The 16,141-nt window shown below is 62.0% G+C and carries 15 protein-coding genes and 2 rRNA genes; 8 read left to right on the top strand and 9 right to left on the bottom strand.

Going from position 1 to position 16,141, the window contains the following annotated elements; all coding sequences use genetic code 11:
• The 3 genes from BLS08_RS25485 to BLS08_RS25475 form a co-directional block, all read left to right on the top strand.
• Window positions 1–165 (top strand): ATP-binding protein (locus BLS08_RS25485; RefSeq protein ID WP_235583871.1); only part of this gene is annotated, 165 nt, incomplete at its 5' end.
• A 277-nt stretch (window positions 166–442) separates the two neighbouring features.
• Window positions 443–1,165, top strand: a complete 723-nt coding sequence (locus tag BLS08_RS25480; RefSeq protein WP_055985921.1) for an Imm52 family immunity protein — start codon at window positions 443–445, stop codon at window positions 1,163–1,165.
• Window positions 1,166–1,612: 447 nt separating this feature from the next.
• Window positions 1,613–3,199, top strand: coding sequence for an ABC-F family ATPase (locus BLS08_RS25475; RefSeq protein ID WP_021488852.1), 1,587 nt, complete (start codon window positions 1,613–1,615; stop codon window positions 3,197–3,199).
• Between the two features lie 59 nt (window positions 3,200–3,258).
• Here BLS08_RS25475 and BLS08_RS25470 read toward each other — a convergent pair whose 3' ends face one another.
• Complete coding sequence (locus BLS08_RS25470; protein ID WP_021488851.1) at window positions 3,259–3,867, bottom strand: FMN-dependent NADH-azoreductase; 609 nt, start codon at window positions 3,865–3,867, stop codon at window positions 3,259–3,261.
• 119 nt (window positions 3,868–3,986) lie between these two features.
• On the opposite strand from BLS08_RS25470, the gene BLS08_RS25465 reads away from it, so the two are divergent.
• A complete protein-coding gene (locus tag BLS08_RS25465; RefSeq protein ID WP_072426366.1) occupies window positions 3,987–4,889 on the top strand; it encodes a LysR substrate-binding domain-containing protein in 903 nt (300 codons plus the stop codon).
• A gap of 1 nt (window position 4,890) precedes the next feature.
• Here the strand turns inward: BLS08_RS25465 and BLS08_RS25460 are convergent, their stop codons facing one another.
• Together BLS08_RS25460 and BLS08_RS25455 are read right to left on the bottom strand one after the other, a co-directional pair.
• A complete protein-coding gene (locus tag BLS08_RS25460) occupies window positions 4,891–6,573 on the bottom strand; it encodes a methyl-accepting chemotaxis protein (RefSeq protein ID WP_017676632.1) in 1,683 nt (560 codons plus the stop codon).
• A 115-nt stretch (window positions 6,574–6,688) separates the two neighbouring features.
• Window positions 6,689–8,008: a Na+/H+ antiporter family protein gene (locus BLS08_RS25455; protein ID WP_090337750.1), complete on the bottom strand. Its 1,320-nt coding sequence runs from the start codon at window positions 8,006–8,008 to the stop codon at window positions 6,689–6,691.
• A gap of 184 nt (window positions 8,009–8,192) precedes the next feature.
• Between BLS08_RS25455 and BLS08_RS25450 the strand changes: the two genes are divergently transcribed.
• Both BLS08_RS25450 and BLS08_RS25445 read left to right on the top strand, forming a co-directional pair.
• Window positions 8,193–10,337, top strand: coding sequence for a methyl-accepting chemotaxis protein (locus BLS08_RS25450; protein WP_090337748.1), 2,145 nt, complete (start codon window positions 8,193–8,195; stop codon window positions 10,335–10,337).
• 146 nt (window positions 10,338–10,483) lie between these two features.
• Entirely contained in the window at window positions 10,484–11,080 is a 597-nt protein-coding gene (locus tag BLS08_RS25445) for an NADPH-dependent FMN reductase (RefSeq protein WP_090337745.1), read from the top strand.
• Between the two features lie 111 nt (window positions 11,081–11,191).
• Here BLS08_RS25445 and BLS08_RS25440 read toward each other — a convergent pair whose 3' ends face one another.
• From BLS08_RS25440 to BLS08_RS25425, 4 genes are read right to left on the bottom strand one after another with little or no spacing between them, the layout of a single operon-like run.
• Entirely contained in the window at window positions 11,192–12,505 is a 1,314-nt protein-coding gene (locus BLS08_RS25440) for an ATP-binding protein (RefSeq protein WP_059392551.1), read from the bottom strand.
• Window positions 12,502–13,170, bottom strand: a complete 669-nt coding sequence (locus BLS08_RS25435) for a response regulator transcription factor (RefSeq protein WP_003461322.1) — start codon at window positions 13,168–13,170, stop codon at window positions 12,502–12,504. Before BLS08_RS25435 ends, BLS08_RS25440 begins: the two co-directional genes overlap by 4 nt.
• Window positions 13,170–13,484 (bottom strand): PepSY domain-containing protein, encoded by a 315-nt coding sequence (locus BLS08_RS25430; protein WP_021488845.1) that lies wholly within the window; start codon window positions 13,482–13,484, stop codon window positions 13,170–13,172. The genes BLS08_RS25435 and BLS08_RS25430 overlap by 1 nt, the downstream gene beginning before the upstream one ends.
• On the bottom strand, window positions 13,484–13,792 hold the full coding sequence (locus BLS08_RS25425) for a PepSY domain-containing protein (RefSeq protein ID WP_021488844.1): 309 nt from the start codon (window positions 13,790–13,792) through the stop codon (window positions 13,484–13,486). Before BLS08_RS25425 ends, BLS08_RS25430 begins: the two co-directional genes overlap by 1 nt.
• Before the next feature lie 146 nt (window positions 13,793–13,938).
• On the opposite strand from BLS08_RS25425, the gene BLS08_RS25420 reads away from it, so the two are divergent.
• On the top strand, window positions 13,939–15,018 hold the full coding sequence (locus BLS08_RS25420) for a patatin-like phospholipase domain-containing protein (RefSeq protein WP_017676626.1): 1,080 nt from the start codon (window positions 13,939–13,941) through the stop codon (window positions 15,016–15,018).
• A gap of 127 nt (window positions 15,019–15,145) precedes the next feature.
• Window positions 15,146–15,502: a 6-carboxytetrahydropterin synthase QueD gene (gene queD, locus BLS08_RS25415; RefSeq protein WP_003461315.1), complete on the top strand. Its 357-nt coding sequence runs from the start codon at window positions 15,146–15,148 to the stop codon at window positions 15,500–15,502.
• A gap of 299 nt (window positions 15,503–15,801) precedes the next feature.
• Here the strand turns inward: queD and rrf are convergent.
• Both rrf and BLS08_RS25405 read right to left on the bottom strand, forming a co-directional pair.
• Window positions 15,802–15,917, bottom strand: a 5S ribosomal RNA gene (rrf, locus tag BLS08_RS25410).
• A 149-nt stretch (window positions 15,918–16,066) separates the two neighbouring features.
• A 23S ribosomal RNA gene (locus BLS08_RS25405) occupies window positions 16,067–16,141 on the bottom strand; the annotation flags it as partial.

The raw sequence follows: 16,141 nt of genomic DNA, 5'->3' as shown, positions 1-16,141 counted from the left end.
ACCACCGCCCTGCTGGATCGGCTGACCCACCACTGCCACATCGTCGAAACCGGTAACGAGTCCTATCGCCTGCAACACAGTAGCTTGGCGGCCCAGGCCAAGATCAAATCACGGGAGCGAAAGCGTAAGGGCGGCCAGGAACCGGAGGACGATGAGCCGTTCTGATTTCATGGCGACGACGGCCTGCTACATGGCTGCGTGTGGCAGGTCTTAAACAACTGAACTGGGCTAGCGAAGGAGTGGGGGCAACAGCAGCTGCGCTGGTAGACTTATCCACAGTTGCTGGTAACAAAATCAGCAATCCGCCCTGGGTCAAATTTCAATCGGCAGGGTGGGTCAATTTTCCATCAGCGCCAACAACCAAGAACACCGTGAGCGTGAACAACGTGAATTCGACGAGTACTACCGGGATAATTCCGACCTGATTGCCTAAGGAGCAAGCATGGCAAGTTCTTTCCGGCCTTTTGTATTCAAGATGCGCTTCAACAAACACGCGATCGCCACGGTCTCCCATGAGGAGCAGTTGGAGCGCATACGCTACTACCTGAGCACCTTGGGCCAATTAAATCCAGTTCTTGGTAAATGGTATCTACAAAGCGCCTCAGTTCAGGACGCATTGAGCAATGACGTCCTGAGCGCTCCTCAAGCATTGTCCACGGCTGCAGCCGCAAGTTTCGACGCCGAGTATCCCTCATGGCTGTCGCTATCCGTGTGGAATGGGCAGGAAGATCCGCTGCAAGGGGGTCTGGCTTTCAGTTACGACGCACACGACATGGAGGCCATATCCAGCATGGATTTCGAAGATGCCGGCGCTCTGGTTTCAGCAATCGAGAACCCACGTCCTGTGTTGGTGGAAATGCTGCGACAAGCGGTATCCATCTGGCCCGAAATCGATTGGGGGGTGATCGCCCCCGGCAGGTACTACCTAGATGGCCAGACCTTCAACGAACGGCAAACCATCGGCTGGATCGGCTTTTGCCCGCACTCGCTAAAGGCCAGCGACTTTCCGGATGCGGATGAACTGATTGACATACCGGGCCGCGGCACAGTTTTGGTGAGCTGCGCCCAGGTTATGGATGAACGCAATAGAGAGCACTTTCGAATTGTCGGTACGCTGGACACGAAGCTCGTCGAACTCGGCTATCTGCCCCTGTTCAACAATTGACCCCGTTGCAAAGCCTGAGGAATATGCCAGGCACAGCGAGCTCAGACTGTAGCTACCTTGCACGGTGCTGTGCGACAGCTTGCGGGGTGCTCGCACAGGCGCCAGTCGCCCGTTGGTGCGCGCGGCGCACCCTCCCCTTGCGCCGCCTGCTCATGTGGCGTCTCGGCGCGCAATACCCTGCAGTCAATCTCCGCGATGGCTGAAGTTACATGTGCCAAGTGATACCATTGCGCGCCTCGACGTCGCCCTGAGTACTACCAGGCCCCGGCGCCACGATGCCCGACACTCCCCCCATGCCTCACCAGCCTATCGGCTCGTCTGCCGGCAGGGGCGTAGCGTTCACTCATATGCGCAGGTTCGTCTTCCTCGGTTCGGGCCGGGCTGAAAGGCTCGAAAACGGTATCACCCTTTAAACAGCGCACCTCAAGTTATTGATAGGTAAGTCCTTTGATTTCCACCGCTAACATCACCATGCAGTTCGGCGCCAAGCCGCTGTTCGAGAACGTTTCCGTCAAGTTCAACAACGGCAACCGCTACGGCCTGATCGGCGCCAACGGCTGCGGCAAGTCGACCTTCATGAAAATTCTTGGCGGCGACCTCGAGCCTTCCGGCGGCCAGGTGATGCTCGAGCCGAACGTGCGCCTGGGCAAGCTGCGCCAGGACCAGTTCGCCTACGAAGAATTCAACGTGATCGACACCGTGATCATGGGCCACGAGGAGCTGTGGAAGGTCAAGGCCGAGCGCGACCGCATCTACTCGCTGCCGGAAATGAGCGAAGAAGACGGCATGAAGGTTGGCGAACTCGAAGGTGAGTTCGCCGAGATGGACGGCTACACCGCCGAATCGCGCGCGGGCGAGCTGCTGCTGGGCCTGGGCATTCCGCTCGAGCAGCATTTCGGCCCGATGAGCGAAGTCGCCCCCGGCTGGAAGCTGCGCGTGCTGCTGGCCCAGGCGCTGTTCTCGGACCCGGACGTGCTGCTGCTCGACGAGCCGACCAACCACCTGGACATCAACACCATCCGCTGGCTGGAAACGATCCTCACGGCGCGCAACAGCACCATGATCATCATTTCCCACGACCGTCACTTCCTGAACTCGGTCTGCACCCACATGGCCGACCTGGATTACGGCGAGCTACGCCTGTTCCCGGGCAACTACGACGAGTACATGACTGCCGCGACCCAGTCGCGCGAGCAGCTGCTGGCCGACAACGCCAAGAAGAAAGCGCAGATTTCCGAGCTGCAGAGCTTCGTCAGCCGCTTCTCGGCCAACGCCTCCAAGGCCAAACAGGCGACCAGCCGCGCCAAGCAGATCGACAAGATCCAGCTGGCCGAGGTCAAGCCGTCGAGCCGCGTCAGCCCGTTCATTCGCTTCGAGCAGAACAAGAAACTGCACCGCCAGGCCGTGACCATCGAGAAGGTGTCCAAGGCCTTCGACGACAAGGTGCTGTTCAAGAACTTCAGCTTCACCGTCGAAGCCGGCGAGCGCGTGGCGATCATCGGCCCTAACGGTATCGGCAAGACCACCCTGCTGCGCACCCTGGTCGGCGAAATGGAGCCGGATGCCGGTTCGGTTAAATGGACCGAGAGCGCCGAGGTTGGCTACTACGCCCAGGATCACGCCCACGATTTCGAAGATGACGTGACCCTGTTCGACTGGATGGGCCAGTGGACGACCGGTGAGCAGGTGATCCGCGGCACCCTCGGGCGCATGCTGTTCTCCAACGACGAGATCCTCAAGTCGGTGAAGGTCATCTCCGGTGGTGAGCAAGGCCGCATGCTGTTCGGCAAGCTGATCCTGCAGAAGCCCAACGTGCTGGTGATGGACGAACCGACCAACCACCTGGACATGGAATCGATCGAAGCGCTCAACCTGGCGCTGGAGAACTACCCGGGCACGCTGATCTTCGTCAGCCATGACCGCGAGTTCGTTGGCTCCCTGGCCACGCGCATCATCGAACTGTCGGATAACGGCGTGACCGACTTTTCCGGCACCTACGACGACTATCTGCGCAGCCAGGGCATCATCGTCTGACGCCTGCTGCAGAAATGACAAAGCCCGCTTTCGCGGGCTTTGTTGTTTCTGGGCTCTGCTCAGGCAGTGGCGAACAGCTCGGAGATACGCTGCGCTGCACCTTTCATGGCTTCGGCGCGCGGCTCTTCGCCGTAGGCCAGGCCTTCGGCGCGAACGATCTCGATATCGTCGATGCCGACGAAGTTCAGCATGCGCACCAGATAGTCCTCATGCGCCTGGCCAGACGGCTGGCCGGCATGAATGCCACCGGCGCTGGAGGCGATCACCACGGTCTTGCCGCCAGCCAGCCCTACCGGGCCGTTCTCGGTGTACTTGAAGCTCTTGCCGGCGACGGCGATGCGGTCGATCCAGGCCTTCAGTTGGCTGGGAATGGCGAAGTTGTACATCGGCGCACCGATGACGATGGCATCGGCAGCGAGAAACTCTTCCAGGGTGCGTTCGGCCAGCTCGGCCTCGTGTTTCTGCGCGGCGTCACGCAGCTCGGCCGGGGTGCCGGCGGCTACCAGGGTGGCAGCGGAAAAGTGGCTCAGCGCATCGCTGGCCAGGTCGCGGTAGGTCACCTGAACATCTGCAGTGACAGCGCTCCAGGCCTCGACTACAGAACGGCTGAGCTGACGGGAAGCGGAAGCATCGCCGAGGATGCTGGAATCGAGGTGCAGTAGTTTCATAGGTGCTCTCCAGAGTGCTATGCGACGTGGTGACGCAATTGCACAGAGGCTACCGATGTGAGCAATAGCCGATAAGACGGCAAAAATGCGATAGTTCGTCCCATTGATAGGACGATGACATGCATGACCTCAATGATCTGTTCTACTTCGCCAAGGTAGTGGAAGCCGGTGGTTTCGCCGCTGCCGGGCGAGCCCTGGGCATTCCCAAATCGCGCCTGTCGCGGCGCATCGCCGAGTTGGAGCAACGCCTGGGTGCGCGTTTGCTACAGCGCTCGACACGCAAACTGGCGCTGACCGATATCGGCGAACGCTACTTGCGCCATTGCCAGGCGATGTTGCTGGAGGCCGAACAAGCCGAAGAAACCGTGACCAACCTGACCAGCGAGCCGCGTGGTCGGGTGCGCTTCTCCACCCCACCGGGCGTGGCCCTGCTGCCCGACGTGATCAATGATTTTCTGACGCGCTACCCCAGGGTGCAGCTGGAGGTCGTGCAGACCAGCCGCCGCATCGATCTGCTCAACGAGGCCGTGGACGTCGCCCTGCGCGTGCGCAACGCCGATGACGAAGAACCGGGCCTGATCACTCGCCGCCTGCTACCGGCGCGCGCGCTGGTGGTGGCGCGCCCGGATCTGATCGCCGGGCTGCGCCTGGAGCAGCCCGAAGATCTGCAGCAGTTGCCCGCGCTGGGCGCCATCGGGGCCGACCGGCGCATTCATCTGCGCTTTCATCACAACACGACGCAGGAGGCTCGCGAAATCGCCCTGGAGGCGCGCCTGGCCGTCGACGACTTTCCCATGCGCAAGTCGGCGGCCCTGGCCGGGGTGGGCATTACCCTGCTGCCCACCACGTACTGCCATGAGGAATTGGCCGATGGCAGCCTGGTGTCATTGCTACCGCACTGGACGGTGCCTGAGGGCTATGTCCAGTTGGCCTACACCCACAGACGCGGCATGTCGCCGGCTGTCCGCGCCTGGATCGAGTTGCTCAGCGACGCATTCAGTCGCTGGAGCTTCCCGCTCTGACTCAGATGCGGAACTGCCGCACCAACGCCCCGAGGCGATCACCCAGGCCTGCCAGGCTGCGCGCCGTCTGCGCGCCACGCTCGGTTTCGTCGGCAACGCTATCCACGGCAACGGCGATCTGATGCACGCTGCGATTGATCTCCTCGGCCACTGCCGTCTGCTCCTCGGCGGCGCTGGCGATCTGCGCGTTCATCGCATTGATGGTGGCGATCAGTTGGGCAATGGCATCGAGCGACTCGCCGGCCTTGTTGGCCTGCTCGCTGGTCAGCTCACCGGCATCACTGGAGCGGCGCATCGAGGTCACTGACTGCTGGGTGCCCTGCTGCAGGCGGTCGATCATGCCCTGGATTTCCTGAGTGCTCTGCTGGGTGCGGCTGGCCAGTGCACGCACCTCATCGGCGACCACGGCAAAACCGCGCCCGGCCTCACCGGCACGCGCGGCCTCGATGGCGGCGTTGAGCGCCAGCAGGTTGGTCTGCTCGGCGATGGAGCGGATCACGTCGAGCACGCTGACGATGGACAGCACGTCCTGCTGCAGGTTGTCGAGCGATACGCCGCTGCTGCGGATGTCCTCGACCAACGAGTGAATGCGCTGGATGCTGCCATCGACCACGCTTTTGGCTGCCTGCCCTTCGCGGTCGGTCTGCTGCGCGGCTTCGGCGGCGTTCTGCGCGCTCTTGGCGACTTCGTGCGCGGCGGCAGACATTTCGTTGATCGCCGTGGCCACCTGATCGGTTTCGTGGCGCTGCTGCCCCATGGCCTGCTCGGAGCGCTGCGCCTGCTCGGAAACCTGGCCCACCAGCTCGGTGAGCTGCCCGGTCATTTCGACGATCTGCCGCACCAGGCCATGCACCTTCTCGACAAACCGGTTGAAGGACCCGGCCAACTGGCCCAACTCGTCCTCACTGGTGACGGGCAGGCGGCGGGTCAGATCGCCCTCACCCGCGGCGATATCGTCGAGGTTGGCCTTGATCTGCTGCAGCGGACGCAGGAAGGCGTTGCTCAGCCAGACACCTATCACACCAAACACCAGCAGAAGGACCGCCGCCACTACCATGATGCTGGTGATGATGGTGCCGATGCGGCGATCGATCTCGGCCTGAACTTCGGCGATCTGCGCCTCGATACCGTCGAGGTTGAGCGCGGTGCCAAGGGCCATGTCCCATTTGGGCAGGTAGTAGCTGTAGGCGAGTTTGGGCACCATTACCGATTCGTTACCCGGCAGCGGCGAGGAGTAGTTGACGAAGTAGCTATTGTTTTTCGCCACGTTGACCAACTCACGGTTAATGTACACACCGTTCGGGTCGCGCCGGTCGGCCAGGCTCTTGCCGACATCCACCGGGCTGTCGCCACGGAACAGGCGCACCACGTTGGAGTCGTGGCCGAAGAAATAGCCGTCGGCGCCGTACTTGATCTTCGAGAGGATAGCGATGGCCTGTTCGCGACTGGCCATGTCGCCTTGCGCGGCGCCATCGTAGAGCCCCTTCACCGAGCCCAGTGCGATCTGGATGTAGTGCTCGAGCTCGCTGCGTTTCTCCTGCAGCAGACGCTCGCGGGTCTCGGCCACTTCGTCAGCAGCCAGATTCTGCAACACCCTCGCCGCCGTACCGCTGAGCACCAGCGCGAAGAGGATGACGGGAACCAGCGCAAGCAGGATTACCTTGGCTTTCAATGTCAGGCGCATTCTTATTGTCCTTGTGTGCGAAACCAAAAACGGGGCTACCGATATATCGGCAACCCCGTGGAGGAATTAAGCGACCCAAGGCGCCGAGAACTTAATTCGGCGTCTGTTCACGCCTCTACAGCAGCATAGCGGCGGCCCAACCGAACGCCAGCAGCGGCAGGTTGTAGTGCAGGAAGGTGGGCACCACGCTGTCCCAGATGTGGTTATGCTGACCGTCGGCGTTCAACCCGGAGGTTGGCCCGAGCGTCGAGTCCGAGGCGGGTGAGCCGGCGTCGCCCAAGGCCCCGGCCGTGCCGACGATGCAGACGATGGCCAGCGGGCTGAAACCCAGTTGCACGCCCAGCGGCACGAAGATCGCGGCGATGATCGGGATGGTCGAGAAGGAAGAGCCGATGCCCATGGTCACCAGCAGCCCGACCAGCAGCATCAGCAACGCACCAACGGCCTTGTTGTGGCCAATCAGGGCTGCGGAGCTATCGACCAGCGTCTTGACCTCACCGGTGGTCTTCATCACCTCGGCGAAACCGGCCGCGGCGATCATGATGAAGCCGATCATGGCCATCATCTTCATGCCTTCGGTAAACAGGCCGTCCGCTTCTTTCCAGCGCACCACACCGGATACCGAGAAAATCACGAAACCGACCAGCGCACCGATGATCATCGAGTCCAGCCACAGCTGCACGACGAACGCCGCGGCGATGGCCAGCCCTGCCACCAGCAGGCTCAACGGGTTGTACTGCACGTCCACGCGCTCGGCCTGCGCGACCTTTTCCAGGTCATATACGCGCTTGCCGCGATAGCTGAATAGCACCGCCAAGAGCAGACCGAAGAGCATGCCCAGTGCCGGAATGGCCATGGCCTGAGTGATGTTGATGCCCGTGACGTCGACACCAGACTTGGCGACATTGGCCAGCAGGATCTCGTTGAGGAAGATGCCGCCAAACCCCACCGGCAGGAACATGTACGGCGTGATCAGACCGAAGGTCAGCACGCAGGCGATCAAGCGCCGGTCCAGTTGCAACTTGCTCAATACATAGAGCAGCGGCGGTACCAGCAACGGAATGAAGGCGATATGGATCGGCAGCAGGTTCTGCGAGGAGATCGCCACCGCCAGCAGCAGCCCGATCAGCAGCCACTTCAGCGCACCACCTGCGCCTTCCTGCTGCTTGCCGACCAGCGCCAGCGCCTTGTCCGCCAGGGCGTGGGCCAGGCCCGACTTGGCGATGGCCACGGCGAAAGCCCCCAGCAACGCGTAAGACAGGGCAACGGTTGCCCCGCCACCGAGCCCCTGGTTGAACGCCTTCAGCGTGCCCTCGACGCCCAGCCCACCAAGCAGCCCACCGGCCAGCGCACCAATGATCAGCGCCACGACCACGTGTACGCGACAGAGACTGAGGACCAGCATGATGCCGACCGCAGCGATTACAGCGTTCATAAAGCACTCCACCTACACGGCGCAAAAAGCCGCGTACTCTGCCGTAAGCGAGCCACACCTGTCAAAACGCATGACCGTTCATTATTTAAATCGAAACGTGCATAATTCCGACCATACACGTATCGATCAAGAATACGGGCCGCACACCGATAACCCTGTAAGTCCATGTAGAAAGGAACGCACCATGCTGTTCAGCCGTCTTTCGATCCAATGGAAGATCACCCTGCTCGCCGGCCTGTGCCTGCTCGCCATCGTCACCTTGCTGGTGGGCGCCTCGCAGTATCAGTCCAGCCGCAGCGCCAGCCTGGTGCGCGACGCAAGCTCTGCCATGCTGGAAGAGAGCGCGACACTGCGCCTCAAGGCGCGCAGTGAATTACAGGCGATTCGCATCCAGCGTTACTTCATGGACGCCTACCAATACGGCAAGGGGTTCTCCCGGCAGATCCTGTTTCTGCGCGAGCAGGCTGAGAAGCGCTTTCTCGATGCCTTCGACCTGCGCGAGGACCTGACCCGCCAGGTGCGCAGCAGCCTGGAAGCCAACCCCGCCCTGCTCGGCCTGTACCTGGTGTTCGAACCCAACGCGCTGGACGGCAAGGACGAGCTGTTCGCTGACCAGCCCGACCTGGGCAGCAATGACGCAGGGCGCTTCGCGCTGTACTGGGCACAGCCCACGGTTGGCAAGCTGGAAGCCGAGGCCATGACCGAAGAATTGCTCGGCGACACCACGCCAGGTGACAACGGCGTGGCCTACAACGCCTGGTACACCTGCCCGCGCGAGACCCGTCAGCCCTGCGTACTGGAACCCTATTACGACGAGGTCGGCGGGCAGAAAACGCTGATGACCAGCATCGCCTTCCCGCTGGAACTCGACGGCAAGATCATCGGCGTGATGGGCGTCGATATCAGCCTGGCCAGCCTGCAACAGATCAGCCAGGAGGCCAATCGCGAGCTGTACGACGGCCAGGGCCATATCAGTATCTTCAGCCCCAGCGCACTGCTGGCGGGCCACAGCCGCGACGGCAGCCTGCTGAGCCAGCCGGTCGAACGCGCCTTTCCCGAAAACGCCAGCGAACTGCGCAGCCTGATCCAGAGCGGCAGCGATGCCGAGCTGCATCACGGTGACATGCTCCGCGAGATCAGCCCGTTCAAACCCATCCCCGAGTCAAAGCCCTGGTCGGTGCTGCTCGAAGTCCCTCAGAACGTACTGCTCGAGCGTGCCATCAAGCTGGGCGCACAACTCGATGCCAACCGTGCCAGTGACAGCCTGGTCGCGCTGCTGATGGGGCTTGTCGCGGTGATCGCCGGTCTGCTGCTGATGTGGCTGACGGCACGCGGCGTAACGCGGCCGATTCTTGGTGTAGCCGCCATGCTAAAGGATATCGCCAGCGGCGAAGGCGACCTGACTCGCCGCCTGCAATACGCCCGGCAGGATGAGCTGGGCGAGTTGGCTGGCTGGTTCAACCGCTTCCTCGACAAGCTGCAGCCCATCATCGCCGACGTGAAGAACAGCGTGATCGACGCCCGCAGCACGGCCGATCAGTCCGCAGCCATCGCTAGCCAGACCAGCGCCGGCATGCAGCAGCAGTATCGCGAGGTTGACCAGGTGGCGACCGCCTTCCAGGAAATGAGCGCCACCGCCCAGGATGTCGCCCACAACGCCGCCCAGGCCGCAGAAGCCGCGCGCAATGCCGACCAGGCCAGCCGCGAAGGCCTGCAGGTGATCGACCGCACCACCAGCACAATCGATCTTTTGGCCAATGAAATGAATGTGGCCATGCAGGAAGTCGAAGGCCTGGCCAACAGCAGCGAGCAGATCGGCTCGGTGCTGGAGGTGATTCGCTCGATTGCCGAGCAGACCAACCTGCTCGCCCTCAACGCCGCCATCGAGGCCGCGCGTGCCGGTGAGGCCGGTCGCGGTTTTGCCGTGGTCGCCGACGAAGTGCGCAACCTGGCCAAACGCACCCAGGACTCGGTCGAGGAGATCCGCCAGGTGATCGAAGGTCTGCAGAACGGCACGCGCGAGGTGGTCAGCACCATGCACAGCAGCCATCGCCAGGCTCAGGGCAGCGTCGAGCAGGTGCAGCAGGCCGTGGCCGCGCTGCAGCGCATCAGCCAGGCGGTCAGCACCATTACCGACATGAACCTGCAGATTGCCAGCGCGGCGGAGGAGCAGAGTTCGGTGGCCGAGGAGATCAACCGCAACGTTGCCTCGATTCGCGACGTCACCGAGGCCATCACCGCACAGGCCGACGAGTCGGCGCAGGTGAGCCAGAACCTCAATCGCCTGGCCAATCACCAGCAGAGCCTGATGGATCAGTTCCGCGTGTAACCTCAGGTAGGGTGCGCCGCGCGCACCTCAAATCCGGGCCGCGCACAGGTGGACATGACGCCAAATCATCCTCGCTCTGGCGGCGCTTCCCTTGCAGCGCAGGCAGGCAATCGCCTAGCCTGCGTTCTTTTTTGGGGGGAAGCAGCATGCTCAATATCGCCTTGGTCGCCGGCTCCAGCCGCAACAACAGCCAATCGGGAAAGGTCGCTCGCGTGCTGCGTCAGCGTCTGATCGAGGTGGGGCAAACCACTCAGGACACCAGCAGCATCATCGATCTGGGCCTGGCGCCACTGCCTCTATGGCCCGCTGAAGATGCCGGTCCCTGGTCCATGTACCAGCAGCAACTGGCCGCCGCCGATGCGGTGGTGATCATCGCGCCGGAGTGGAACGGCATGGCCTGCCCGGCGATCAAGAATTTCTTCATCTACGCCAGCAAGGCCGAACTGGCGCATAAGCCAGGCCTGCTGGTGGGCGTGTCCTCCGGCATCGGCGGCGCCTACCCGATCAGCGAACTGCGCGCCTCCAGCTACAAGAACTGCCGCCTGTGCTACCTGCCGGAGCACCTGATCGTGCGTCAGGTCGAGAAGGTATTGAACGGCCCGCAGGCATTGGACGAAGCCGATGAGCGCATCCGCGCCCGCATCGATTACGCGCTCGATGTACTGGTGCGTTACGCCCACGCCCTGCAGCCAGTACGCGCCGCCATCAGCTTCGACAACTCGGCCTTCGCCAACGGTATGTAAGGGATCCATAGGGTGGATTAGCGGCGCTGAACATAGCGTTTGCAGACGCCAGCGAGCTTAACGCGCCGCATAACCCACCAGATGATGGTGTGACCGGCGTGAGCCTGAGGTTCAACGCCGTGGCAGACTCACTACCACTCGCAGCCCGCCCAGCGGGCTGTCCTGCAGTTCTATACGGCCATGCCAGGCCTCGATGATATCGCGCACTATACCCAGCCCCAGGCCGTGCCCCGCCACTTGTTCATCCAGGCGAGTACCGCGGCCCAGCACGGCCTCGCGGCGCTCGGCATCGATGCCGGGGCCGTCGTCATCGACAGACAGGCGATAGCCTTCGGCACTCTCCTCCACCGTCAACTGCACGCGCTGATCGGCCCATTTGCAGGCGTTGTCCAGCAGGTTGCCGAGCAGCTCCAGCAAGTCTTCACGATCACGCGGCAACACCAGGCCTGGCGGCGCCTGCCAGTCCAGACTCAGGCCGCGGTCATGAATCATCGACAAGGTAGCGAACAATCCTGGCAGCTCCTGCGCGCAATCGAAACGTGCCCCCGGCAGCACCTCGCCAGCCAGGCGCGCACGCCCCAGCTCGCGGCTGAGACGCTGCTCGATCTGCTCCAACTGTTCACGCATGGTCGCGCGCAGGGCCGGATGAGCCGCCAACTCCTCGCGACCTGCCAGGCTGATCAGCACTGCCAGCGGCGTTTTCAGCGCATGGCCAAGATTGCCCAACGCATTGCGCGAGCGCTTGAGGGTGTCCTCGGTATGCGCCAACAGGTGGTTGATCTGCGCGACCAGAGGCTCCAGCTCCTCGGGCACCTCGGCATCCAGATCGGTACGTCGACCCTGCTGCAGTTGCGCGATCTGCTGACGCACCTGTTCCAGTGGGCGCAGAGCACGGCGAACGGTGTAGCGCTGGGCAACAAGAATCAGCAGCAGCGCAGCGCCTCCCAGGCCCAAACCCACCCACTGCATGCGGCGAAAACTCTGCAGTATCGGCTGGTAATCCTGTGCCACGCTGATCGACAGATTCTCGCCATAGCGACGGTAGTCGGCGCGGTAGATCAGCAGCAACTGGCCTTGCGGGCCATCGCCCAGCTCGGCCTGCATGCCAATGCCATTGGGTTTGAGCAGCTCACGATCCCACAGCGAACGCGAACGCCAGCTGCGGTCGGAAAAATCGATGCGAAAGTAATGCCCCGAGAATTGCCGCTGGAACGAGGGATCGAGACGCCGCTCATCCAGTTGCAAACCAGCCGGACCACGGACCAGAGCGGCCAGCAGGCCTTGCGCCTCGTCACGCAAATCCTCTTCCAGATAAGCGCGCAGGCCACGGTCGAAGACCCAGAGGCTGGCCTGTGCCAGAACCAGCCCAACCAGCAGCAGCGTCGCGGCCAGGCCAATACCGAGCCGGCGCTGAATGGACCTCAACCCTGCTCTCCGGTAAAGCGGTAACCCTGCCCGCGACGGGTCTCGATCACGTTGCGTCCGAGCTTGCCGCGCAGGCGGTTGACGTGAACCTCGATGACGTTGGAATCACGCTCTGTCTCGCCGTCGTAAAGGTGGTCGGCGAGGTGACTCTTGGACAGGATTTGCCCCGGATGCAGCATGAAATAACGCAGCAGACGAAACTCGGCTGCAGTCAGGTCGATGGCTTCACCGCCTGCTGTCACGCACTGGCGGCTCTCGTCCAGTTGCAGACCGGCGGCCTCCAGTTGCGGCTGGTTGGCCAGGCCATGGGCGCGGCGCAACAGCGCCTGGATGCGCAGCGCCAGCTCCTCGGGGTGGAAGGGTTTGGTCAGGTAGTCGTCGGCGCCGGCCTTCAGTCCTTCGATGCGCTCGGCCCAGGAACCTCGCGCAGTCAGCACCAGCACCGGCGTGGCCAATCCGCCGGCACGCCACTCCTGCAGCACCTCAAGCCCCGGCTTGCCTGGCAGGCCAAGGTCGAGAATGATCAGGTCATAAGGCTCGCTGGCGCCCTGATAGGCCGCATCACGGCCATCGGCCAACCAGTCCACAGCATAGCCCTGACGAGTCAGGCTGGCGGTCAACTCATCGGCCAGGGGTACATGGTCTTCCACCAGCAACAGGCGCATCAGTCGTCTTCCTCATCCTTCAGAATATTGCCGTTGCGGGCATCCAGTTCGAGCTCACGCACCACGCCCGAGGTGGTCAGAATCTCGACTTCATAGACCAGCACGCCATCCTCTTCCTCCAGCTCCGCTTCGAGCAAAGTGGAACCGGGGTAGGCATTGCCGATGTGTTGCATCAGCTGCTCGAAGGGCATGATGACACCCTCGCGCCGCAGGCGCAGAGCCTCATCCTGGTCGAGATCGCGCGCAATCCCCGGCACACTGGCGAAACCGCATGCCAGAACCAGCAACAGCGCGGTGGTACGTCGAAACTTCATCAATCGTCCTGGTGGTTCTTGAGAATTTCCCCGGTGCTGGCATCCAGCTCCAGGTCCCACTGCACGCCCTGGGTATCGCGCAGCTCGATCTGATAGATATAGCGACCGTATTCGTCTTCCAGCTCGGTTTCTTCGATACGCGCGCCTGGATGCTGGGCCAGTGCCGCTTCATTGAGCTGTTCGAAGGATTTGATGGTCCCGGCATCACGCAGGCGCAGGGCCTCATCCGGGCCGAGATCACGCGCCTGGGCAATGGTAGCGGCGCTGACGAGGGTGGCAAGTGTTGCGAGGCTGATCAATCGTTTCATGGGTTTCTCCAGCAGTGAATCAGTGACTGCCACTCTAGGCCCAGGCACTTAATTCAAGCTGAATTCACTCACGTCATTCACCGCATGAAGTGGCTTGGCCTGCTCACTAAGCCCTCTATAATCGCCTGCTGCGAAAGGAGGCACCGATGAGCGCGATTCATATCAAATCCCCTGCCCTGACTATCAAGGCCGGCCCCAGAGCCTTGGCACGCATTCGCCAGAATGGCCTGAGCCCGGCGGACGTCGGCATCCTGCCTGGAGCGGCAGGCGGGCCCAAGGGCATCGGCATTCAAGGCCTGGATCTCGCACTGTTTGGTGACTGGTTGCTTCGCGCGCCGCGTGAACGCGCGCTGATCGGCGCGTCCATCGGCTCCTGGCGCTTCGCCAGTGCCTGCCTACCCGATCCGGCAGTGGGAATTCGACGACTCGGTGAGCTGTACACCTCCCAGCGCTTCGCCAAAGGCGTGAGCATGGCCGAGGTGTCGGGCAGTTGCCGGCAGATGCTCAACGAGCTGCTCGCCGATCAGGATGCCGCCATCATCGCCAACCCGCACTACCGTCTGCACATTGTCGTGGTCAAGAGCCATGGCCTGCTGCAACACGACCATCGCGGCAAACTCAGCCTCGGTCTGTCATCGGTCATCGGCAACAACTTTCTGGCCCGCCAGCGCCTTGCCCGCCATTTCGACCGAGTGATTCTGCACGATGCGCGACAGGTCCCGCCCCTGGCTCAGTTGAGCGACTTCCGTTCGCACTTCCATGCGCTGACCTCGGAGAACCTGCGCCACGCCCTGCTGGCTTCGGGCTCGATTCCCATGGTGATGGAGGCGATTCGTGAGATCCCGGGCATGGAGCCGGGTGCCTATCGCGACGGCGGCCTGCTCGACTATCACCTCGACCTGCCCTACAACGGCGAAGACATCGTGCTCTATCCGCACTTTACCGACCGGGTGATACCGGGCTGGTTCGACAAGAGCATGCCATGGCGCCGCGGCGACCGTACCCGTCTGCAGGACGTACTGCTGCTGGCACCATCACGCGAATACCTGGCGCGCCTGCCGCACGGCAAACTGCCGGATCGTACCGACTTCAAACGCTACCTGGGTAATGATGACGGGCGCGAGCGCTATTGGCGTCAAGCAATGGCCGAAAGCGTCAGACTCGGTGACGAATTTCTCGAACTGGTCGAAAGCGGCCGCTTGGCCGAACGCCTGCAACCCCTCTGAGACAGCGGGGTTATGAGTGGCTGCTCAACCTGTAGAGCGGACTTGATTAGGCGGCAATCGGGTCAGACCTGATAAACTGTGTCGCTCAACGCCATTCAGGCGGAATCATTTACGCGAGCGCTGTTCAGTGGAATTGTTCAAAGAGTTCATCTTCGAGGCGGCCCATCGCCTGCCCCACGTACCGGAAGGCCACAAATGCGGCCGCCTGCATGGCCATTCCTTCCGAGTCGCCATTTATATCGAAGGTGAAGTCGATCCCTATACCGGTTGGATTCGTGACTTCTCCGAGATCAAGGCGATCTTCAAACCGATCTACGAGCAGCTCGACCACAACTACCTGAACGACATCCCCGGCCTGGAAAACCCAACCAGCGAAGTGCTGGCCAAGTGGATCTGGCAGCAGGTCAAACCGCTGCTGCCGGAGCTGTCGCGCGTACGCATCCACGAGACCTGCACCAGCGGCTGCGAATATCGCGGCGATTGACCCCCTCAGAAACAGCAAAGGCCACCTTCAGGTGGCCTTTTTATTGATACCGACAAAGCACCGCAATCCCGTGCACACCGGTGTGACCGCAGCATTGGCGGTGCGCACAGCACACTGCGAAGTTGTAGGAGCGAGCTCTGCTCGCGAAGCGTCAGCGGATCAACCGTAGGGTGTGCTATGCGCACCACGGTGACCGCGTCATTGTCGGTGCGCGCAGCGCACCCTACGCGAAGCGTTGTTTTCCACGCCGCAAAGAAGAAACCCCAGACCGCTTGCGCGATCTGGGGTTTCGTATAGGAGCTTGACGATGACCTACTCTCACATGGTGAAGCACCACACTACCATCGGCGATGCGTCGTTTCACTACTGAGTTCGGGATGGGATCAGGTGGTTCCAACGCTCTATGGTCGTCAAGCAATTCGGTTGGGATCTCGCGATTAGGCGCTATCCCTTGGATACGTGATAGATGATTTGTAGTTCTTGCAAATTTTCGGCTTTCTGTCGACTTCACCATCGACACCCTCTGTCTCCGGCCTATGCCTTCGCAGATTGTTTGGGTGTTATATGGTCAAGCCTCACGGGCAATTAGTATGGGTTAGCTCAACGCCTCACAGCGCTTACACACCCCACCTATCAACG

It is taken from the genome of Ectopseudomonas chengduensis (assembly GCF_900102635.1).
GTDB classification, from domain to species: Bacteria; Pseudomonadota; Gammaproteobacteria; order Pseudomonadales; family Pseudomonadaceae; genus Aquipseudomonas; species Aquipseudomonas chengduensis.
Note: the sequence above shows the minus strand (reverse complement) of the source record. Positions and strands in the feature narration are given on the sequence as shown.

Bases quoted from the DNA above. Each gene is read 5' to 3' on its own strand.
- BLS08_RS25480 (WP_055985921.1), top strand. From the start codon at position 443: ATGGCAAGTTCTTTCCGGCCTTTTGTATTCAAGATGCGCTTCAACAAA.
- BLS08_RS25470 (WP_021488851.1), bottom strand. From the start codon at position 3,867: ATGAAACTACTGCACCTCGATTCCAGCATCCTCGGCGATGCTTCCGCT.
- BLS08_RS25465 (WP_072426366.1), top strand. From the start codon at position 3,987: ATGCATGACCTCAATGATCTGTTCTACTTCGCCAAGGTAGTGGAAGCC.
- BLS08_RS25460 (WP_017676632.1), bottom strand. From the start codon at position 6,573: ATGCGCCTGACATTGAAAGCCAAGGTAATCCTGCTTGCGCTGGTTCCC.
- BLS08_RS25455 (WP_090337750.1), bottom strand. From the start codon at position 8,008: ATGAACGCTGTAATCGCTGCGGTCGGCATCATGCTGGTCCTCAGTCTC.
- BLS08_RS25450 (WP_090337748.1), top strand. From the start codon at position 8,193: ATGCTGTTCAGCCGTCTTTCGATCCAATGGAAGATCACCCTGCTCGCC.
- BLS08_RS25445 (WP_090337745.1), top strand. From the start codon at position 10,484: ATGCTCAATATCGCCTTGGTCGCCGGCTCCAGCCGCAACAACAGCCAA.
- BLS08_RS25435 (WP_003461322.1), bottom strand. From the start codon at position 13,170: ATGCGCCTGTTGCTGGTGGAAGACCATGTACCCCTGGCCGATGAGTTG.
- BLS08_RS25430 (WP_021488845.1), bottom strand. From the start codon at position 13,484: ATGAAGTTTCGACGTACCACCGCGCTGTTGCTGGTTCTGGCATGCGGT.
- BLS08_RS25425 (WP_021488844.1), bottom strand. From the start codon at position 13,792: ATGAAACGATTGATCAGCCTCGCAACACTTGCCACCCTCGTCAGCGCC.
- BLS08_RS25420 (WP_017676626.1), top strand. From the start codon at position 13,939: ATGAGCGCGATTCATATCAAATCCCCTGCCCTGACTATCAAGGCCGGC.